Source organism: Oceanospirillum sediminis (genome assembly GCF_014164585.1).
GTDB classification, from domain to species: domain Bacteria; phylum Pseudomonadota; class Gammaproteobacteria; order Pseudomonadales; family Halomonadaceae; genus Oceanospirillum; species Oceanospirillum sediminis.
The window spans coordinates 1-20,361 of sequence record NZ_JACJFM010000047.1 but is presented as its reverse complement, the minus strand read 5'-3'; the positions used below and the strand labels follow the sequence as shown (position 1 = coordinate 20,361).

17 protein-coding genes and 1 pseudogene are annotated in these 20,361 nt (G+C 44.7%); 10 read left to right on the top strand and 8 right to left on the bottom strand.

Features of this window, described 5'->3' with window-relative positions; translation table 11 throughout:
• Positions 1 to 80: 80 nt before the first annotated feature.
• The 5 genes from pyrC to H4O21_RS21670 all read right to left on the bottom strand — a co-directional run bounded on the left by pyrC (position 81) and on the right by H4O21_RS21670 (position 6,345).
• Positions 81 to 1,115, bottom strand: a complete 1,035-nt coding sequence (pyrC, locus tag H4O21_RS21690; RefSeq protein ID WP_182811110.1) for a dihydroorotase — start codon at positions 1,113 to 1,115, stop codon at positions 81 to 83.
• An 85-nt stretch (positions 1,116 to 1,200) separates the two neighbouring features.
• Positions 1,201 to 2,301 (bottom strand): hypothetical protein, encoded by a 1,101-nt coding sequence (locus tag H4O21_RS21685; RefSeq protein WP_182811108.1) that lies wholly within the window; start codon positions 2,299 to 2,301, stop codon positions 1,201 to 1,203.
• Positions 2,302 to 2,601: 300 nt separating this feature from the next.
• Complete coding sequence (locus H4O21_RS21680; RefSeq protein ID WP_182811106.1) at positions 2,602 to 4,554, bottom strand: methyl-accepting chemotaxis protein; 1,953 nt, start codon at positions 4,552 to 4,554, stop codon at positions 2,602 to 2,604.
• A 111-nt stretch (positions 4,555 to 4,665) separates the two neighbouring features.
• The gene (locus H4O21_RS21675) at positions 4,666 to 5,478 is read right to left on the bottom strand and encodes a flagellar motor protein MotB (protein WP_182811104.1); all 813 of its coding nucleotides are present in this window, start codon (positions 5,476 to 5,478) and stop codon (positions 4,666 to 4,668) included.
• Positions 5,479 to 5,571: 93 nt separating this feature from the next.
• Positions 5,572 to 6,345 carry a motility protein A gene (locus tag H4O21_RS21670; protein ID WP_182811102.1) on the bottom strand — a complete coding sequence of 258 codons (774 nt, stop codon included), beginning with the start codon at positions 6,343 to 6,345 and terminating at the stop codon, positions 5,572 to 5,574.
• A gap of 238 nt (positions 6,346 to 6,583) precedes the next feature.
• On the opposite strand from H4O21_RS21670, the gene H4O21_RS21665 reads away from it, so the two are divergent.
• Positions 6,584 to 7,195: a MarC family protein gene (locus H4O21_RS21665; RefSeq protein WP_182811100.1), complete on the top strand. Its 612-nt coding sequence runs from the start codon at positions 6,584 to 6,586 to the stop codon at positions 7,193 to 7,195.
• A gap of 205 nt (positions 7,196 to 7,400) precedes the next feature.
• Entirely contained in the window at positions 7,401 to 8,042 is a 642-nt protein-coding gene (pdxH, locus tag H4O21_RS21660; RefSeq protein WP_182811099.1) for a pyridoxamine 5'-phosphate oxidase, read from the top strand.
• Between the two features lie 78 nt (positions 8,043 to 8,120).
• Here pdxH and H4O21_RS21655 read toward each other — a convergent pair whose 3' ends face one another.
• Positions 8,121 to 10,880 carry a bifunctional acetate--CoA ligase family protein/GNAT family N-acetyltransferase gene (locus tag H4O21_RS21655; protein WP_182811096.1) on the bottom strand — a complete coding sequence of 920 codons (2,760 nt, stop codon included), beginning with the start codon at positions 10,878 to 10,880 and terminating at the stop codon, positions 8,121 to 8,123.
• A 104-nt stretch (positions 10,881 to 10,984) separates the two neighbouring features.
• On the opposite strand from H4O21_RS21655, the gene H4O21_RS21650 reads away from it, so the two are divergent.
• The 4 genes and pseudogenes from H4O21_RS21650 to H4O21_RS27100 all read left to right on the top strand — a co-directional run bounded on the left by H4O21_RS21650 (position 10,985) and on the right by H4O21_RS27100 (position 14,921).
• Positions 10,985 to 11,914 (top strand): histone deacetylase family protein, encoded by a 930-nt coding sequence (locus H4O21_RS21650; RefSeq protein WP_182811094.1) that lies wholly within the window; start codon positions 10,985 to 10,987, stop codon positions 11,912 to 11,914.
• Positions 11,915 to 12,204: 290 nt separating this feature from the next.
• Entirely contained in the window at positions 12,205 to 13,698 is a 1,494-nt protein-coding gene (locus H4O21_RS21645; protein WP_182811093.1) for a sensor domain-containing diguanylate cyclase, read from the top strand.
• Positions 13,699 to 13,826: 128 nt separating this feature from the next.
• Positions 13,827 to 14,495: pseudogene (locus H4O21_RS27105) on the top strand (methyl-accepting chemotaxis protein); the annotation flags it as partial.
• Positions 14,496 to 14,921, top strand: a complete 426-nt coding sequence (locus tag H4O21_RS27100; RefSeq protein ID WP_370463947.1) for a CZB domain-containing protein — start codon at positions 14,496 to 14,498, stop codon at positions 14,919 to 14,921.
• Positions 14,922 to 14,965: 44 nt separating this feature from the next.
• On the opposite strand, the gene H4O21_RS26025 is transcribed toward H4O21_RS27100, so the two are convergent.
• Complete coding sequence (locus H4O21_RS26025) at positions 14,966 to 15,100, bottom strand: hypothetical protein (RefSeq protein WP_255487411.1); 135 nt, start codon at positions 15,098 to 15,100, stop codon at positions 14,966 to 14,968.
• A gap of 72 nt (positions 15,101 to 15,172) precedes the next feature.
• On the opposite strand from H4O21_RS26025, the gene rlmF reads away from it, so the two are divergent.
• Together rlmF and H4O21_RS21630 are read left to right on the top strand one after the other, a co-directional pair.
• A complete protein-coding gene (gene rlmF / locus H4O21_RS21635) occupies positions 15,173 to 16,156 on the top strand; it encodes a 23S rRNA (adenine(1618)-N(6))-methyltransferase RlmF (RefSeq protein ID WP_182811089.1) in 984 nt (327 codons plus the stop codon).
• A 248-nt stretch (positions 16,157 to 16,404) separates the two neighbouring features.
• Positions 16,405 to 16,590, top strand: coding sequence for a hypothetical protein (locus tag H4O21_RS21630; protein WP_182811087.1), 186 nt, complete (start codon positions 16,405 to 16,407; stop codon positions 16,588 to 16,590).
• A 173-nt stretch (positions 16,591 to 16,763) separates the two neighbouring features.
• On the opposite strand, the gene H4O21_RS21625 is transcribed toward H4O21_RS21630, so the two are convergent.
• Positions 16,764 to 18,074: a hypothetical protein gene (locus H4O21_RS21625; protein ID WP_220495794.1), complete on the bottom strand. Its 1,311-nt coding sequence runs from the start codon at positions 18,072 to 18,074 to the stop codon at positions 16,764 to 16,766.
• Between the two features lie 295 nt (positions 18,075 to 18,369).
• Between H4O21_RS21625 and H4O21_RS25495 the strand changes: the two genes are divergently transcribed.
• On the top strand, positions 18,370 to 19,350 hold the full coding sequence (locus H4O21_RS25495) for a response regulator transcription factor (RefSeq protein ID WP_220495792.1): 981 nt from the start codon (positions 18,370 to 18,372) through the stop codon (positions 19,348 to 19,350).
• A 9-nt stretch (positions 19,351 to 19,359) separates the two neighbouring features.
• Entirely contained in the window at positions 19,360 to 20,274 is a 915-nt protein-coding gene (locus H4O21_RS21615) for a helix-turn-helix domain-containing protein (RefSeq protein WP_182811083.1), read from the top strand.
• Positions 20,275 to 20,361 lie beyond the last annotated feature (87 nt).

Genomic DNA, 20,361 nt, shown 5'->3' with positions numbered 1-20,361 from the left:
ATGGACGGTTAACACCCCATGGCCCGATTGACAGAATCAATACTGACTATCAGCGGATAAGCCAGAGCCCTTCTTCAGAATTAGCTTTGCAGCTTCCAGTGTACCGTCTGACCCGCAAAGAAAGGCACAATCGGCTTCCCATTGGGCAAATCAATTTCATCAGGTATCGTCCAATCTTCACGTACCAGTGTAATGGTACCGCTATTGCGCTCCAGACCATAAAAATCCGGACCATAGTGACTGGCAAAGCCTTCCAGTTTATCCAGCGCATCAAGCTCTTCAAATACATGGGCATACAGTTCAATAGCACTCCAGGCGCTGTAACATCCTGCGCAACCGCACGCATTTTCTTTAGCTTCTTTTGCATGCGGCGCAGAATCAGTCCCCAGGAAGAACTTTGGAGAACCGGACTGAACAACACGACGCAGCGCTTCCTGATGAGTGTTGCGCTTCAGAACAGGCAAACAGAAGTTATGAGGGCGAACACCACCGACCAGAAGATCATTCCGATTAAGCAACAGATGCTGAGGTGTAATTGTTGCCGCAACTTTATCAGAAGCATCTGAAACAAACTGTGCAGCATCAGCTGTCGTGATATGCTCAAAAACAACTTTCAGGTCAGGAAAACGCTTAACAATATGCACCATTTTCTGATCGATAAACTCTTTCTCCCGATCAAAAATATCGATGTGATGATCGGTCACTTCACCATGAACCAGCAACAGCATTCCCTGCTGCTCCATCACTTCAAAGACCGGGTACATAGCCTCCAGCTGCTTAACCGCAGCGGAAGAGTTCGTCGTAGCTCCAGCAGGATAAAGCTTAGCGGCAACAACGCCTGCTGCTTTAGCCTCAATGATATCCTGAGCAGAAGTATCATTCGTAAGGTAAAGCGTTACCAGAGGATCAAAATCACTGCCTTCCGGCCGTGCATCCAGAATACGCTGACGATATGCCATAGCCATCTCGGCATTGGTTACAGGTGGCACAAGATTCGGCATTACAATCGCGCGCTTGAAACAACGGGCCGTTGCCGGAACAGTCTCAGGCAACATATCGCCATCGCGAAGATGTAAATGCCAGTCATCTGGAGTCTGGATAGTCAGTGTAGTCATGCAAGTCCCATCATACGGTCAATAGATTAAATACAGACTTATTATATCCCATCATCAGTCTATCTACCTCCAATAAAGCCTTGATCTATGAGGCAATATCAACACCATAGACCTCAGGTAAAAAGCCTTCTTTAATTCGGGCCTGTTGTAAAATCGGATTAAGTCTTCTTTTCTGAGCATCTGTTTTCAGAGCAGGTACCCGGCTCCGATCCACTTCACCGCACATTTGTCGGAAATCCTGATTAAACTGAGCACTGATTTTCTGCTGATCAAAGCAACGGGTCTGAACAGAAAACGCGCCTATCTTCTGCACATCAAGCGTCCTGCTGAAGCGCGCAAAACCATTGAATCTGAAACGCTCTTCAACATAACGCTCACTGATCGCCAGCAATTGATCCATAAGCCCATATAAAACAGCATTGATTCCGGGCTCAGAAATAAGGACGCTGATCTCTCTGTTATCATACTCAGGAAATAGCTTTATCTCTCCGTCAGGTATTACCCCAAGTCTGAAATCCATAAGATAATCGCCATTATGTCGCTGCTCATAGTGAATCAGAGTAATCTCTCTGAGCCCGAATCGGATTCTCTTCAGAAAATCCTTCACCTCTTGCTCTGAAAAGTCAGCACTTTTTTCAGGCAGCAGATCTGCAAATTGCATTAACGGTAAATCATGGTGGTTATTAAAAGGTGTACAGCTACGCTCTTTATCATAAATCTCAGAAGCAGACTTCAGAGTAAACAGCTCTCTTACTTCATGTTCACGAGCTTTCTTTAAAGCGAGGAAAACGGTCTGAATAATCTCACTGGTTGGCAGGTTTTCTTCTACTCTCCATTTCCGGCCATAGACTATTTTTTTCTCCCTGATCTGTCCTGAGCCAGGATAGTTTTCATAACCGATAATACCCACCTGAATATATATACCACCGGTATCCTCTCCACTGAAAACAGGAAAGTGCTCAGAAAAACTAATAAGGTCCAGCAACGCTTCTACACTGCCCAGAGTATGACTGAATTCATAGAATTGCTGAGGTATCTGGCAATGCCCGTTACTCAGAATAGCAACCGGAGCACCTTGCAGAGGCCCTTCTGCAAGGTCATTTTTTGTAAGCAATGAGTCAGACTCAGTACCTGACAAATTACCGGATCCTGTTCGACAAAAGCCTTCTGACTTGTTGCCAGCCATAAACATCACTCCTGAAAAGTTAATCTGAAGGTTGGATACTTTAGAGGCCCGCTCCTGACAAACAATGTCAGGATACTGATTAAATATACAGCATCATTTATCTTTACCTGAGAAACTCTCTCCTTTTTCTGAAAAGCAAAAAGATCAGAGAAACACATAAGCAGGTAATCAGGGTTTTATTACTTTTATATTCAGGATGACTATACGAAGGAATTTATCGAAAGGATTCAAAAGGATAAATAAAAAAGCCTGTCGCTCCGAAAAGGCTCGACAGGCTCAGGTATGATGGGTATCTGACGGTCAGAGTTTAAAGTGCCGCACAATCACCCCCAGATCTTTGGACATGCCCGACAACTGCTCACTGGCGGCTGCAGTCTGGCGCGCACCATCCACCGTCTGCGAAGATAGCTCAGTAACTGTTTCAATATTCTGGCTGATCTCCTCCGCTACCGCAGACTGCTGACTGACAGCCGTCACAACATGGGTATTCAGATCACTGATCTGCTCGATACTGGAGACTATCGTATCCAGAGCTTCACCCGTTTTTTCTGACTGTTCAACAGTATGCAACGCTTTTTCCTTACTATCCTGCATGGTATCAACAGCCCGGTTAATATCTTCCTGCAGCTGATTAATCATATCCTGAATGGTCTGCGCTGAATCCTGACTTCTTTGAGCCAGCTGACGTACTTCATCAGCGACAACAGCAAACCCCCGACCATGTTCACCAGCACGGGCAGCTTCAATCGCAGCATTAAGTGCCAACAGATTGGTTTGTTCAGAAATATTCTGAATCACTTCCGTAACCGAACCAATGTTTGTGCTACTGGCTTCCAGAGACTGAATCAGTTCAACGGATTGCTCAACATTACTCGCCAGATCCTGGATCGCAATCTGTGTCTGCTGAACCGTCTGTTTACCTTCATCAGCGAACTTCAGACCCGTCCTTGCAGCATCTGCAGAAGATTCAGAATGCCTTACAACCTCCTGAATACTCGCAGCCATTTCTGTCGCTGCAGCGGCAATCTGCTGAATGCGCCCTTCCTGATCATGAACAATATGATTCGTCTGCTGAGCAACAGCAGATGCTGATTCTGCTGTCTGCTGCAATTGATCACCGGTATCCGCAATTGAACCGATTATCTGCTTAAGCTGACACCCCATGTGGGTCACAGAAGCCAGAATACCCGTTCCTTCAACCTGCCCTTGCTGAATCTGGCTCAGATCTCCTTCAGCAATTTTTCTGGTAATGCCAGCGATTCGGGCAGGCTCACCACCAATTGGCTCCTTAATCTGACGAACCATGATTATGGTCAGCACAATACCTATGATAATAATGATCAGGGCAACGGTGAGAATAAGGTCGATCAACCTGGAAATCTCTGCTTCTAATACAGGACCCAGTTTATTCTGTTCTTCCTGGACCAGATTCTTAATCTGATCTGTACGTTCGGTTATCTCTACGCCCAGACGGATAATTTTTTCATCTGAGATTTCAGACACTTTAGTTACAGAGTCATAGACCAGAGCCAGAGCAGAAAGATATTGATAATGGGCATCTGCGAAAGTGTTTAACAATTGCTCTTCACTACCATCAAGAGCACCAGATAATAGTGCAAGAGAGTTAGGAAGGATTTCCTGTAATTCCTTCAAAGCACGGGCATGGTCAGCCTCATCTTTGCGTACCAGAAACTTATTTGCGTAAAGACGTCCTAACAGCAGATGCTCTTGTACACTGGCAGCATAAAAGATGGTATTACCATCCCCTCCCAGGTAAGCATTTTCCATCAGAGAGGTAGTCGTCTTACTCATTATCAGACCGGCAGGGAAAAGACGCTCATTAATCAACTGATCTCGCTTAGCAATCTCTTCTTTCACTATTTCGAACGATTGCTGAAACTCATTAATCAGTACCGATGTATCTTTCACCAGAGCTGCACGCTGATCATCCATTACACCAGCCTGGGCATGCTCTACCAGATTCGTCAGTCGCTCTGCCTGATCCTGATAGTGGGCCAGAGTCTTTTCATCAGGTCGGCTAAGATAACTCAGCGCGTCTGCACCCTGCATTAGCATTGTACTTTGTAGCTGACTGGCAATCTTTGTATCTTCAACAAATACTCTGTACTGAGCAACGCCATCGAAGCTATCTTTCAGACCCTTATAAGAAAAAGCGGTAATAATGATACTGAAGAGGATCAGTACCCCAAACCCAAGACTTAACTGCTGGGCAAGTTTCATTCTTGAAAACATAATCTATCCTGACTTTTTATCTCTTTGCCGGATTACGTTGACGAGAGCCAATCAGATTCAGCATAAAAAAAAGCGCCCACACCTGAGACGCTTTTAATATATAAATAGTTCCTATCTCAACAGAGGCGACTGTTGAATTCCCTGATAAACATCACGTTCTGTTTTATCGGGTCGTTCAATAAGAAGAATCTCTACCCGGCGGTTTTTAATTCTGTTCTCTACCGTGTCATTAGGTACCAATGGCCTGGCATCAGCATTACCCACGACATACAGAAACTCTTCTTCTAAATCTGTCAACCAGGTTAACTCATGGGCAACAGATACCGCACGGGCTGCTGAAAGATCCCAGTTAGAACGAAAACGTTCGGTATTGATTGGCTGGTCATCAGTATGGCCCCCAACAATAGTAAACATCTCATACTCTGAAATCAGCTGCCCTACTTTCTGCAGGACAGGAACAACAGCTGGCTCCAGGTAATCGCTGCCAGAGGTAAAGGCTGATTCATCAGGGAAGCGGATAATAATATGATCTTCATCCCTTTCCACGATAATAACACCCTTTTCAATTTCATCTGTGAAATTAGTCTCCAGGCGATTACCAATACTATCTAACTGATTCTCTTCTTCAGATTCTTCTGAATCCGTCGACTCATGGGGCTTAATCGGTTCAATAATATTTTCATTCTGCGGAGGATTATCCGCAGGAATAATACTCAGAGGATTAAGATCCTGAAGGCCAAAAGATGTCTGCAACGCTTCTGCAACATTCTTATAGCGCTGAACATCTGTCGTGGAAAATGACAGAATAAGCACAAAGAAAGTAAGCAACAGCGTCATCATATCGGCAAATGTTACCATCCACTCAGGGATTTCATCATTCTTAGCCTTTCTTCTGCGTCTGTTTTTAGTGTTGATACCCGTCACCTCGACTACCTACCCCCCTACACTCTAATCCTTCAAAATGTCAGAAGTACCTGCGTCTTAGAATCATCATCCATCCATGAAGACCTAAAACATTCAGATTTCTTCTGACATTGACATACCTGAGCGCAGATAATCCGGAAGATACGTTTCCAGCAACTCGTCCATCACTGTTGGATTCAGACCTTCCTGAATACCCAGTACAGATTCTGTAATCAGAGACATATTAGATTCCAGCTCAGCGCCTTTTAAAGCCAGTTTATCAGCCAGGGGCAACATAAAGACCTGCGCAATCAAAGAACCATACAATGTTGTCAACAACGCAACAGCCATACCTGGCCCTAATTTAGAAGGATCGTCCAGATTGTTCAGCATCTGAACCAGACCGACCAGAGTACCAATCATCCCGAAAGCCGGAGCAGAACCCGCCATACTGCGGAAAACTTTTTCACCCAACTGCTTTCTGTCAATCGACATACTCATCTCGTTGACCAGCACCTTCTGAATAAACTCAGGCGGGTGACCGTCCACACAAAGCTGAATACCTTTCGCAAAGAAAGGGTTGTCAACCGGCTCATCTTCAAGGCCCAGCAAACCATTACGGCGTGCAATTTTAGCCAGATGATTAGCCAGCTGTATAATTTCCCTGGGGTTATCGTTGCTTTCCAGAAAAGCAACCCCGAAGCCTTCTTTAATACCTGTAAAGAAACTCGCAATTCTGAACTTAACCAGGGTAACAGATAAAGTACCACCGATTACAATAAGCAGACCTGCAATGTTAATAAAAATTGAAGGATCATCGCCCTGAGCGATGCCTAATCCAACAAATGCTATACCTGTTATAAGCCCTATAAGCGTGGCGAAATCCATTGACCCAACCTTCTGCAATGTTATCCGGGAGAGTTTGTTGAAGCATAACTCAGTGAAACTATGATTAGTAGCCCTTATAACTGATTTTTCAGTAAGTTAACTCTATCGGCAACTAATTGTTTAACTTTATTAACAGTAACTTACATGCCGGACACCTTTCACCAGAGAAGAATAGCCGACACAACTACAAAAAGACTATAATTAAGAAAATTCCTCCTTAAAAAACGAGAACATACAGATGCATTTATTTTTTTCAACATTAATGCAATTCTTTTTCCTGTTTGCCCCATTTTTTGTAGTTTCGATGTTTCTTGCATTAACCCGGAATGAATCCAGGCAGCAGAAAAGAAAAACCATCAACCGTGCGGTTCTTTCTGCCATATTAATCAGTCTGGTGCTCTTTTTCTTTGGGACAACCCTGTTTGAAATATTGGGGATTACCCTGGACTCTTTCAGGATAGGTGCTGGATGTCTGCTATTTCTGTCTGCTGTCAGTCTGGTAACAGATGGCGTCCGAAATCACGCCACTGACGTTCCCGGAGAAGAAGATGGCGGTGATGATATTTCTGTTGTCCCCCTGGCCATTCCAACAATCATAGGACCAGCCACAATCGGGGCCATTCTGGTATATGGAGCAGAGTTGAAAACCCCGTTGGAAATGGCGATTGGTGTCAGCGCCCTGATTTCCGCATTAATAGTGCTGGGGGCTTTACTATACATTTCCAGCCAGATAGAAAAAATTCTCGGTACCACCGGGCTTAATATTCTGAGCAAAATGACCGGACTGATACTCAGCGCAATGGCTGCTCAGATTGTTTTCTCAGGGATAAAAAACTTTCTTGGACTTTAGCCGTAAAGTCTGATCTCTGGCATAGTTTTACCGGACTTCTGTTAATACCAGAGAAATTGAGTTAGTCACTAAGAAAAATGAATGATATGGTGAAACTATAGTCAGATATAGTGTAGTGATACACAATCTGTAGTCATATCGGACAAATCCAGTCAGGTTTGCGGACTGTCCATAAGCTTTACCAAACAAGTCAGAGATAATAAATATGAATCAGGATATCTCATCCTTGCGTCGGGTTTTTGACCAGGAATCACTTGCAAAAGAAGACCTTGCAGCCAATCCATTCGATCAGTTCCACTGCTGGTTTGAAGAGGCAGTAAAGAATGAACCTTTTGACCCGAATGCAATGACTCTTTCCACTATTTCACCGGAAAACCGTCCAGCTTCACGTATTGTCCTTCTGAAAGGCATCGACTCCCGTGGCTTTATATTTTACACCAACTATCAAAGTGAAAAAGGGATGCATCTTGCTGGTAACCCTCATGCATCTGTAGTCTTCTGGTGGGGGCAGAAACAGCGCCAGGTCCGAATTGATGGCGTAGTGGAACGCATCTCTCCACAGCAGTCTGATGAATATTTTTCCAGCCGCCCACGTGACAGCCAACTGGGAGCCTGGGTATCGAAACAGAGTGCAGTCATCCCTGAAAGAACCTGGCTTGCTGAACGCTGTGACCAGTTCACAGAACAATTCGAAGGGGAAACGATTCCTCGCCCTCCTCACTGGGGCGGATACCGTATTGTCCCTGATCTGTTTGAGTTCTGGCAAGGCCAGCCTAGTCGTTTACATGACAGATTCCGCTATGTCATTGAAGGTGGTGACTGGCAGATTGAAAGACTGTCCCCTTAACCCCCATCCTGTGCGGCACTGGCATATCAATCAAATCGGATATGCCAGAGACTGATATACCAAAGAAAACAGCGGAGGCTACACTCCGCTGGTAGATTCCAGTCTGTGTCTTTGCCATTCATTCTGAGGTTCGTTCAGAGGCATCACTGCATCAATAACCTGCTCATCAGTATTGTAATGGCAGGCAAACCCCAGGTGGCGCATCAGCCCTCTCATAGGATGATTCTCAACCAGGATCTTGCCTATCATCTCCAGAGTACCCACGCTTTTAGAGTACTTAATCATCTTTCTCATCAGGAGCGCGCCTAATCCTTCTCCTTGCAGATCATCACGGATCAGGACAGAAAACTCTGTTCTGATGTTATCCGGGTCAGTCCAGATTCTCACGACCCCCAGAATCTCACGGCTATCGTCATCCAGCACTTCTTCAGCAATAAAAGCCATCTGACGATCATAATTAATCATGGTTAATGTCGCCAGATCCCTCTTCGTCAGCTCAGATTTATTGTGGAAATAGCGGAAACGAATACTCTGCTCACTCAGCTGACTATGAAACTGAACCAGCGCCGGAGCATCCTCACCACGGATAGGACGCACTTCAACTTTTCGTCCGGTCTTAAGTGTTACCGTTTCTCTGAGCTCTTCCGGGTATGGCATAATCGCATGGTACGCAGGCTCACCCAGATCAATTTTTACATCGACAACCAGCATCTCATCCCGGTTAATAATCAGTGGATTGATCTCCAGTCCCTTCAGGTCAGGAATATCGGCTGCCATCTGACTTAGCTTAACCAGCACCTCAGAAATTGCTTCAATATCTTCTGCCGGATGATCACTGTGTTCTTTAATCAGTCGGTAAGCATGTGAACGCTGAATCAGTTCAAATGCCAGTGTCATATTAAGAGGAGGCAAAGCGATATGCCTGTCAGCCATGACATTTTCTTTATATCCGCCAATACCAAACAGAATCACAGGACCAAATACCGGGTCTCGGGTAACCCCCAGATTCAGCAGCATAGAATGCTTACCACGCTGCATCGGCTGAATACAGTATTCGTAAATATCACTCTCTGGAAATTTTTCCTCAACCTTCTCTTTCAGCCGCTGAACAGCCTGTCCCATCTGTTCCGGCGTAGTGATATCCTGCAATAACCCCGCTGAAAGCTTGTGCGGATGCTTCCGATATACAAATGGCTGACAGCTGGTTTCGTGCACAATTTTTACTGCCAGCGCCTGATCACCCAGATTATTACGGGTAATCTCCTCTGCTTCACTTTCATCTTTTGCATACCAGGTTGGGGCAACAGGTATATTGTACGCTTTGAGAATTTGAGTGCTTTCCTGATGAGTCAGTGCCGCACGCCCCTCTTCACGGGCTCTGACAACCATTTTTCTGGCACTTCGCCTCACATCATAAGGTGTTTCATGGGGAATACTCGGCGGGGCTTCCTGTAACAAGGACTGACTGCGACGATAATTCACCATATGCATGAATGCCTGTACCGCATGTTCAGGAGAAACATATGTCGGTACTCCGGCCAGGTTAAATTCATGGCGGGCAGGCCCGGCTTCTTCCATCCCCATCCAGCAGGTCAGAATACTTTTTCGGAAACGCCCTCTGTTATCAATCACGGCATGAGCTGACTCCCAGCTTGGTGCAAGACGTGTCGGTGCATGTAACACTACCACCGCATCAACTTCCGGAGCATTAGCCAGGATATTCAGTACTTCCACATAGCGATCTGGCGTTGCATCACCGCCAATATTCACCGGATTAGTCCCGGATACCTGAACAGGCATATTTTCTGACAGCTGAGTCAACGTATCTTCGGACAAACGAGCCAGTTTTCCACCCGACATCATCAGTTTGTCGGCAGCAAGAATACTTGGCCCCATACCGTTACTGACAATCGCCAGTCTATCGCCTGTGACAGGCTTAATACGTGACAGAGATTCCAGCGCATCAAATAGCTCTTCGACATTATTGACTCTGACGACACCTGCTCTGTTTAAAGCCGCAGTATAAATGTCATCTCTGTTTTTCAATCCGGGAGTGATAATTTCAGGTGCGTACTCGGAACTGATCATGCGGCCGCTCTTAATGGCCAGAACCAGTTTGTTACGTGAGGCTTCACGAATAGCCGTCATAAGATGCCGGGCATCACTGATCGACTCAAGATGCAGAATGATTGCCTGGGCATGACTATAACGATTAATATAATCAATAACATCCGGCAGCATCACGTCGACACTATCCCCAAGAGTGACAACGTGTGAGAACCCAATCCCTTGCCCATTAGCCCAGTCAATCATTGCATTACCCAGCATGCCGGACTGACCGATATAAGCTACTTTTCCAGCTTTAACATTACGGGAAGAATAACTGGCATTAAGCTTTCTGCCTGGAACCAGGATCCCCAGACATTCAGGTCCCATGATACGAATACCAGACTCCCTGGCAGCAGTCAGCATCTCATCTTTAAGGGTATGAGCAGGGTTAGCACTGGGCACACGGGAAAGCCCTCCGGATAATACCAGCGCAGCCTTAACGTTCAGGTGACCCAGCCGCCCAACCAGATCAGGAATTGCTTCTGGCGGTGAACAAATGATAGCAAGATCCGGCACCTGATACTCTGCCAGAGCCTCAGCATTGTTAAAACAACGTACACCAAAGACCTCATCATAGCCTTTAATGTTGACGGCATAAAGCTGCCCCGGGAACTGGCTATCCTGTAGATTACGGATAACCTGCCCCCCCATACTGAACTCTTTTTCAGAGGCACCGAACACGGCAACAGATTTTGGCTCAAAAAAGTATTTTAAAAAACGTGTACCCACGCTGAACTCCGGTTAAGTAAGGTTGCTGCATCGCAATATCGACTATATGCCAGTATCTCTCATCTTGATGATATTTTAAACTGCCATCATGAGGGAGAAGTTTAATGATCACATCATATATTAGTCACTCTGAGTGTATGCTTCATGACATGGGGCCCTGGCATCCGGAGAGTCCGCACAGGATCTCTTCGATTAATCAGCAACTGGAAAGATCAGGTCTTTTCCAGGAACTGATGCATTACAATGCGCGTGCCGTGACAGAAGAGCAAGTTTATCGCGTACATCCCCAGGCTCATGTCCGCTCACTGGAACTCAGCCAGCCAGATGAAGGAGAGACCCTGGTACAAATTGATGATGACACCCTGATCGGCCCAAAAACGATGCATGCCGCTACATTAGCAGCAGGTGCAGTTGTAAGAGGAACTGAGCAAATTCTTAAAAATCAGGCAGACAATGTTTTTTGTGCTGTACGCCCGCCCGGGCATCATGCAGAGCGCGTTGAAAGCATGGGTTTTTGTTTTTTGAATAATGTCGCTATCGGTGTTGAGCATGCACGTCAGAATTTTGGCATTAAACGTGTGGCTATTGTAGATTTTGATGTCCATCATGGGAATGGCACAGTTGATATTTTTAAAAATGACCCTGACGTGCTGGTCTGTTCCAGTTTCCAGCACCCATTTTACCCATGGCGTTTTGCTGATTCTGAATGGGACAATATTATCAACACACCTTTGAACTCAGGGTGTAACAGCCTGGAATTCAGAAAAAAAGTTGAAGATAGCTGGTTACCTGCACTGCAAATCCATCGACCAGAAATGATTTTCATCTCTGCAGGTTTTGATGCCCATAAAGATGATCCTATGGGAGAGGTGAATCTGACAGAAGAAGACTTCTACTGGGTAACAAAACTAATTATGGATGTTGCGGGTACTTATTGTAACAATCGGGTTGTTTCTGTTCTGGAGGGAGGCTATGACCTGAGCTCTCTGGCACACTCCGCCCATAAACATATCGAAGCACTTAAGGGGCTTTAAACCCGATGGATAAAACTCCGGTCTGGTCCGGGGTTCTGAAAAAGAACAAAATGATACGAAGCAAAATTTCGACAGTAAGACAACAATTCAGGTACAGACAATACAACTCGCGAATCTGAAAACTACATGATCCGAGCCTGGTTAACACAATGATTAAAAAAAGAAAAAAGAGGATACGCATATCCTCTTTTTTTTATTGTCATCTTGCTTCTGTAGCCATATCCTATGCACTATACACTTCTTATTACAGTGCCTTACAGAACGTAGCGTCATCAGATTGGGAGTCCTGAATGAATCAGGCATTTGTTGAAAAACTTGAAAACTGCCAGACACTTCCCTCTCTGCCCATTATAGCTATGCAGGTAATTGAGCACGCCAAGAAAGATGATAGCGATTCTGCATTAATTGCTGACATTCTGGAAAAAGATCCGGCCATGGCCTCAAAAATTGTAGCCCTGGCTAATTCTGCTGCTAATTTCCCCAGATCTCCTATTGTTACAGTGCAGGATGCCATTACTCGTATGGGCCTGGACATGACCATGACCCTGGCTTTAAGTTTTTCATTTGCTAAAGCTATGCATGACTGCAATATGAATAGTATGGATCATGAAGTTTTCTGGCGTCGTTGCCTTGTTTCAGGCCTGGCTGCCAGAACCATTGCCCGTCATCTTAAACTGGAAAAACCTGAACGCTTTTTTCTGGCTGGCCTGATTCAGGATATAGGCATGCTGGCTATGAATGAAATCGAGCCAGACCGATATGGCGTGGTTTATCATAGTGCGGTAGATCATGCTCAGCTTTATTTATTTGAAAAATCGGAATTCGGTACTACGCATGCAGAAACAGGCGCCTGGCTACTGGATTACTGGGGCATGCCTGAGTTCTATGTCGATCTGATCAGAGAAAGTCATACTGAATGCAATAAAAATAGTAGTGGCGGAACTAAAAGTATCGCTTTTGCCTGCAAGTATGCAGAACTATGGGTACAGGATAATGCAAAAGAGAAAATGAGCTTTCTGATCAGCAACAGTGATAAATGCCAGTTATTTTCGAACAAAGAAATTGCTGAAATTATTGAAGCTATAACGGCCCAGATTCCCTCTATTAATAATATTTTTGAAACGAACATCGAGACAGAGTTCTCCCCTGCTGAACTTATAGAAGAAGCGAAACATCTGCTGGTTGAACGAAATCTGAAATTAATGCAGCAACTGGCCAGTGCCAGAAGTGAAGTAAAAGAAGCCAGGGCTAGTGAACGCCAACTGAAAGAGCAACTGAAAAAAGATCAGTTGACAGGCGTTTTCAACCGGGCACATATTGAGAACATATCTGAAAAAGCCTTTGTCAGAGCCAGCAAAACAGGCAAACCTCTTACGGTCATGTTTCTTGACGTCGACCATTTCAAACAGGTCAACGATAAATATGGTCATCAGATGGGCGATTATGCCCTGAAGGTTTTTGCCAGAGCGTTGGCAAAATATACTGGCAAAGCGGGCTATGTAGGCCGTTATGGCGGCGAAGAGTTTGTTATTATCATGCCAGATATATCCAGTGATGTCGCTATGACAATTGCCAAACGCCTTAGGGAAGGCCTTAAGCAGACTCCTGTTAAAATGGATAACAACCTTCGTATTACCCTTCAGGCATCAATAGGTATTGCTACTCATGCACCGGGTGCCAAAAGAAGCTTCAACAGCATTGACAAACTGCTTGATGCTGCGGATAAAACAATGTATCGCGCCAAACACACAGGCAGGGATAAAGCGATCATTTACAGCCCTTAATCCCTTTCTCTACGTTCTTGCAAAAAAAATCAATTACATAATATTACAATCAGCGTTAGAATATTCACATTTCTGTCATGCTGAGCGTCTCAGCATATCCACCCAGTTCACAAGGTTAGTGCATTACGATGATATTCAATAGCAAACTGAAAGCAGAAAACCAGGCGCTGAAAGATGAAATTGAACAGTTAAAAAAAGCACACAGCGAGGAAGTTGCACAACTGAAAGAACTGGTTACAGAAAAGGAGAATCATATCCGCCTTGTACAGCAAAGCTCTGAGGATTATGGACGGATTATGCCCTGTATTCTTCAGGGTGGTGCCATGCTGTCAACGATCAGAGAAGGCCTGGCCAATACAGCCGAAGACCTTGTGAAAGAACGCGAAGAACAGGAACAACTGGATCAGGTATTTGAACATACCCGCCAGGCCCTGGGGCGACTGGAAGTACGCGCCAATTTTATCAATGAGCATGCAGGCAAAAGCATGTCAGCCGTGTCAGTACTGGATGAAACTGCGAGTGGAATCAGTCAGCTGGTATCTACGATCCAGGAGATATCAGATCAGACCAACCTGCTGGCACTGAACGCAGCTATTGAAGCCGCACGAGCTGGAGAGGCAGGCAGAGGCTTTGCCGTAGTAGCCGACGAAGTACGCCAGCTAGCAGCAAAAGCGCATGACGCCAGCAGTAAAATCGAAGCTCTGGTACATAAAGTTATTGCTCAGACGACAGACATTAAAGGTATGGTTGGCGAAAACCAGGAAAGTGCTGCTGAGGTTGCTGCATCATCATCCCAGATGGATCAGGTTGTCGCTGAAGTGCTGGAACGATCTCAGCACATGAAAAAGGTTATTGCGATAGTAACCACGTCTTCATTTCTGAATACTGTCAAGCTGGATCATGCCGTATGGAAAAACCAGATTTATTCTCATGTTGACAAACAGGCTTTTAGTGAAGCAGTCAACGCTCATACCGAATGCAGACTTGGTAACTGGTACTTTAACGGTTATGGCGCACAGCATTACAGCCATCTGCATAGTTTCAAAAACCTGGATGAACCTCATAAACTGGTGCATGACTCAGGTCGTGCAGCACTGCAGGCGGGGAAGCAAGGCGATACTACAGGTATGCTAAGACATCTTCAGGTTATGGAAGATGCCAGCCTTAAAGTTATTTCCTGTATAGACCAGCTACTGGCTGATGTTATCAGAGAATATAAATAATATTCTTCGATGTTTCATATAGATTTACCTGATTAAACATATGCTTACCCCAGGCTGCGAATCAGGTAAATCATATTGATAAAACGGCATCCCACAAAGTATGCCTTATCAGATACATCCATAGCCGAATCACTACTGTACAAGATGGAATCACCATCAAAGCTCTGGTTGTAACTCATTATTTATCATAGTTTTTCTGTTTATTCCTCTGCTACAATTTTCTGAAATGAATTTTACCCCGGAACGTATTCATGTCCTCTGATACAAAAAAACAGCTGCATCCCCGCAATCCACATAATGCGCCATATGATTTCAATCTCTTAAAAAAGCGGGTTCCGGAGCTATCAGAATTTATTGAAATCACCCCCGGTCAGAATCAGTCGATAGATTTCAGTAATCCTGAAGCTGTCAAGGCACTGAATCAGGCTTTACTAAAGCAAACATACAAAGTCGCTTTTTGGGATATACCTGAGGGATATTTATGTCCGGCAATTCCGGGACGAGCAGATTACATTCACTATATCGCCGATCTTCTGGCGGTTCTGAATAATGGTAACCTGGTTCGAGGCAAGAAAGTCTCTGTTCTGGATATAGGAACTGGTGCCAGCTGTGTCTACCCTATCATTGGCAGCCAGAGTTACGGCTGGTCGTTTATTGGTTCTGATATTGATCCGATTTCAGTAAATTTTGCCACTCAGCTGGTTAAGATGAATCGCAACCTGTCTGGCATGGTTCGTTTAAGGCGTCAGCTGGATGAAAAATCTGTTTTTCATGGCATCATTAAAGATCAGGATTTGTTCGAACTCACTATGTGTAATCCTCCTTTCCATAAGTCGGCTGAAGAAGCGACCAGTGGTACAGAACGAAAACAAAAGAATCTGCAAAAAAATAAACAGGAAAAATCAGGTGGTAAAGTCTCTGACAACAAGCAACAGCATGGCCTTAATTTTGGTGGCCAGAATACCGAGCTATGGTGTGAAGGCGGAGAAATAGCATTCCTTAAGCGAATGATCAGGGAAAGTGCAGACTATGCCGGACAATGCCTCTGGTTTACATCACTGGTTTCGAAAAAAGAAAATCTTGATGAAATCTACTCTGTACTGAAAAAAGTCAAAGCGACTCAGGTAAAAACAATGAATATGGCCCAGGGCCAGAAAATCAGCCGGGTTGTTGCCTGGAGCTTTCTGACTGATGAAGAGCAAATCATGTGGGCTGAAGCGCGCTGGACAGACTAAGACTCTCCACAGCACTGAATAAAGCCATATTCATTACAACAGGACAGGAAATGCCTGACGTGAACTGGAAGCGGGTATTCAGCTTTCGGTACAGAAGGCATGCAAAGAGCATAATAGTATGGAGTGCACCATATGTGCATAGTGCTTTTTCCGACTGAATTGTGATCAGTCTGCCAGCAAAAATATGTTATCCAGCTAAAATTACGCCAGTACAATGCAATATGGATCATCTGACAAGCAGGATATTTATGAAATCTTTACTATTAACTCTTACGCTGTCTTCTTTGCTTTTGTCTGGCTGCCAACTTACCCGGGTACAGGGACAGGTTGATGATATCGATGTTGATATTAAGAAAACACAAGAGCAAGGTAATGAAACACAACCTAAAACGAAACACTGCCCTCCGGGACATGCGAAAAAAGGATGGTGTTAGCCTGCCTCTTAAAAATCAGTTGCAATGACAAGCAGACAAGGAAGGGCCAGCAGCCCTTTCCTGCACGGGATAAGTCACCTGAAAAATTATGCCAGTGGTCTCTTGTCAACAACACTCTATCCTAAGCTTTGATAACAACGATACGGAGCCGGTGAAAACCAGCTCCTTTCGCATCAGAAACTACGATTGATTGAGTTACCTGTTTCCGGTTCAAACTCCACAATACCAATCAAATCCTGTCCAAAAATCAGATTACCCGTATTTTTATTCAGCCACATAGGGCCGTAGTTCAATGAGTTAATCTTCAGAGGGCCGCCCATGCATAGCGGAAACCATTCCCAGTCTGATCGTTTACCGCAGCTTTTATGCGCCAGCAGATATTTATTCAGCGTTGGATCATAAGCTGTCACCGTAACAGAGTTCATTTTACCGGAGACCCAGAATACTTCCCTTTTATCGTCCCAGACTACACGACGCCAGGCCGGTGGCTTAGGAGCTTTTCGGGTCAGCGCCTTTCTGTTGCCTGTAGCGGGATCAATCTCAAAAAAGGTTTTCTCTCCACTGGAGTGAGTGTAAATTTTCCCATTATGCAGATACAGGCCTAACATAGGTCCACGCATGTCAAACCCTCTGCCCACTTCCAGACCATCATCTCTTCTGCCACTCAGCGTCACAAAGTCACACTTTGAGCCATCCGGGGAAATACGGGCAATACCTGTCCCACCCATTTTATTGTTACTGAACGAAAGCAGGAATGAACCATCTGCCTGATCAATAGCAAATGCTTGCTGGGTATATTGCACATATTTCTGTGATTCTCTTCTGATGTTTTTCCGGCCGGATGGACATTGGCCATATTCTGCTGTTCGCCCTTGCCATACTACGCTTCGGTCTCCGGTCTCAGGGTCTACACGAAAAATTCTGGCACCACCACCCGATTTACCCTGCTCATAACCAAAACCGTACCAGAAGCCATCAATACCCGGCTGAATATCTTTCAACTCAAAAAAGCGTGGACCTTTAGCAATGACTCGATGGCCATATTCATCTTCTGCATCACCACTGATAAAGCGCCGGGACCAATCAGATAAGTTATAGGCTACAACCAGTCCCTTAGACTCTGCCCCCGCGTCCCATTGTACCGAAGCAATCAGCTCATTTCTGTCGTAATCAATAAAACCACCAGTCAGCTCAGAGTTGTAGTAATTCGCAAAAGATGGCCCTTCTGCGATATTGATCCCCATATTTCTTGCTACTTCTGTTGGTCGCTGACAGACATTCAAACCTCCGGTATTCGCTCTGTTATTACCACAGCGGCAATCTGCAGGCAGTGCGGTTTTATGCTCAATATACTGTTTTAAGACACAGCTTCTATTGGCATATTCTGCATCAGGATTGGACAGAGATATTTCCTGTGCAGAGACCGTAAAAGGCAATAAAACTGTAATCAGACTGGTGAATAGCAATTTATAAGGTTTCATCATTTCTCCATAAATGTAGCCTGCTGATGCGTAAAAACCGAGGGAGCTTTTACAGTCGACGAACCAGTGACGCCTATGCGGTGGTGAATTTTATGGAGTCGATAAAACCATAACAATCAGGGGTTAGTAGCAGCATTTTTTGCACTGCGATACACTACGTACAGAACATAGATAAAAAATATTCTACTACCTCCATGCTGTTAAGGGCCTCAGGGCGTTTAATGTCTGCAGAGAATTAATATCACTATAGGGGAAAAGGGCTAATCTCGCGTACCACAGAGATAATGCCTCTGATTCAATGGATAATCAGTTCAGTCTTTATCATCCGCTCGATGATGTTATCAGCCAACTCTATCAACTGGCCTTAACGACACCACATAGCTCATTCAAGGAGTCTGCATTTAAAGTTTTTGCCCGCTGTTTAAATGCTGATAGTGGCGTATGGCTGACACGGGCAGAACAACAGATTCCTTTTTATGAGCAAGATGCTTTTACTCTTAATCTGCCAGAAGGCTTTATGGAAGATTACCATCACCTGTCGTCAGTATCGCAACAAGTGCAGCAGGTATTTGGTATCATGCTGGGGTGTTTAGGGCAGACAAAGGATATTCTTGATATTGTTCCCAAAGATGAGTGGCTGAATTCAGATATGTATCGCCTGTATTGTGAAAAATACTCATTACATCACTCTCTAATGACCATATCCGTCGCACCTGAAAACCAGTTGATGCATATTGTCACACTGGCACGGCATGACGCAGATCAACCGTTTACAACGGAAGAAAAACAGATAAAAGAGTGTCTGGTGCCTTGCCTGATTGGCGCACTTAAGGTCAATATCCTCAATGGTTTTCAATCGACCTCGCTTCCTGCTGATAAAGCGGCCCAAAATGCCAGAGCAGTATTGGATCACTATGGCAATATTATTGAAGCTGAGGACGGTTTCTGGAATTTAAACCAGCAGTATCGGCTTATTCATCAAGGTAAACTGCCTATCCCGGAAACCTTGCTCGATGGTATTTTTGAAGTTAAGGGTATTCCTTTTACCGCTCAAAGTGCTCATGGCCTGCTATATATTCAAGTACATAATGACCATAAACGATTGTTAAGTCGGCGTCAGCAGCAGGTTCTGGAATTGATACGTCAGGGAAAATCAAATAAAGAGATCGCATCAGTGTTACAGATCACTGAAGCAACGGTTAAAAATCATGTCAAATCAATTCTGAAACTCACCCACTGCTCTTCCCGACAACACCTGATTTCTCAGCCAGAATATTAAGGACAATACATGGCATTGCTACAATTGACCCCATCAAAAAAGCCACTGCAACCCGGACAACAAATCGCCAGAATATATGAAAGGATACAAATGCAGGATGAAATGGCTTTCAAACAAGCGGTTATCCGGCAGTTAGATCATGTCGTTGCGATCGAATGCCTTTACTGGCTCGTGTGGGATTCAGAACAGCGGTTTGATTGCATGACTTATTCAAATTCAGACTCCTATACAGCCTGTTCTCTGACAGCAGAACAAATTGCTACACTCAACAAGCTACCTTTGGCAAAAAGGCCAACCTCGCTGAGCCAGGATATTTTTCCGGCAAAAGAACAGGTCTGCTATATATCATCTCAATGCTGTAAGACGGGCCGGATTCACACCCTGATTGTTTCAGTGCTCAATGAAACGACAGAACACGGTAAGCGGACAATGGACCTGCTGGCATTGTTTTTACCACACCTGCTACAGGCCAGCACACTACAACAGCTGAACACTGCGCGGGCAAACTATTCACAACCCGGCAGTGCATATGCAATATGTGACTCATCAGGCATCTTTATAGAAGCGTCTCAAGCCTTTGAAACGATTCTGGATCAAATGAAAGAAAACTGGCTGGAAAACATCTGCAACTCTGCGCCAGGCTTTATAGAAACAGACAATATATTATGCAGAACTCAGCAGGCGCATGGTTTTATCTGCCTGGAAGCAATGCGATTACCCGATAGCTTTTCTGTGCTGACATCAAAAGAAAAACAGGTCTGCTTTTTTCTGAGTAAAGCCTTTACCAACAAAGCAATAGCCGAACAACTGGGGAGTTCAGAGAAAACAATTGAGAATCAACTGACCAGTATCTATAAAAAATCAGGAGTTCGCTCCAGGGCAATGCTGATCCATACAATCAAAGACCATTATCAGATTATTTAGTCAGCCCTGAAAAAGTCAGGTTTCTATCTAACCGAGCATCGGTTGGCTTTATTGCTCCAGGAAATAAAGCCAACTGATTTTCTGCTC

Coding starts and splice junctions, on each gene's coding strand:
- H4O21_RS27100 (WP_370463947.1), top strand. CDS start 14,496: ATGGATCAGGTTGTCGCTGAAGTGCTGGAACGATCTCAGCACATGAAA.
- pdxH (WP_182811099.1), top strand. CDS start 7,401: ATGAATCAGGATATCTCATCCTTGCGTCGGGTTTTTGACCAGGAATCA.
- H4O21_RS21650 (WP_182811094.1), top strand. CDS start 10,985: ATGATCACATCATATATTAGTCACTCTGAGTGTATGCTTCATGACATG.
- pyrC (WP_182811110.1), bottom strand. CDS start 1,115: ATGACTACACTGACTATCCAGACTCCAGATGACTGGCATTTACATCTT.
- H4O21_RS21615 (WP_182811083.1), top strand. CDS start 19,360: ATGGCATTGCTACAATTGACCCCATCAAAAAAGCCACTGCAACCCGGA.
- H4O21_RS21625 (WP_220495794.1), bottom strand. CDS start 18,074: ATGATGAAACCTTATAAATTGCTATTCACCAGTCTGATTACAGTTTTA.
- H4O21_RS21645 (WP_182811093.1), top strand. CDS start 12,205: ATGAATCAGGCATTTGTTGAAAAACTTGAAAACTGCCAGACACTTCCC.
- rlmF (WP_182811089.1), top strand. CDS start 15,173: ATGTCCTCTGATACAAAAAAACAGCTGCATCCCCGCAATCCACATAAT.
- H4O21_RS21685 (WP_182811108.1), bottom strand. CDS start 2,301: ATGGCTGGCAACAAGTCAGAAGGCTTTTGTCGAACAGGATCCGGTAAT.
- H4O21_RS21680 (WP_182811106.1), bottom strand. CDS start 4,554: ATGTTTTCAAGAATGAAACTTGCCCAGCAGTTAAGTCTTGGGTTTGGG.
- H4O21_RS21670 (WP_182811102.1), bottom strand. CDS start 6,345: ATGGATTTCGCCACGCTTATAGGGCTTATAACAGGTATAGCATTTGTT.
- H4O21_RS21630 (WP_182811087.1), top strand. CDS start 16,405: ATGAAATCTTTACTATTAACTCTTACGCTGTCTTCTTTGCTTTTGTCT.
- H4O21_RS26025 (WP_255487411.1), bottom strand. CDS start 15,100: ATGAGTTACAACCAGAGCTTTGATGGTGATTCCATCTTGTACAGTAGT.
- H4O21_RS21665 (WP_182811100.1), top strand. CDS start 6,584: ATGCATTTATTTTTTTCAACATTAATGCAATTCTTTTTCCTGTTTGCC.
- H4O21_RS25495 (WP_220495792.1), top strand. CDS start 18,370: ATGGATAATCAGTTCAGTCTTTATCATCCGCTCGATGATGTTATCAGC.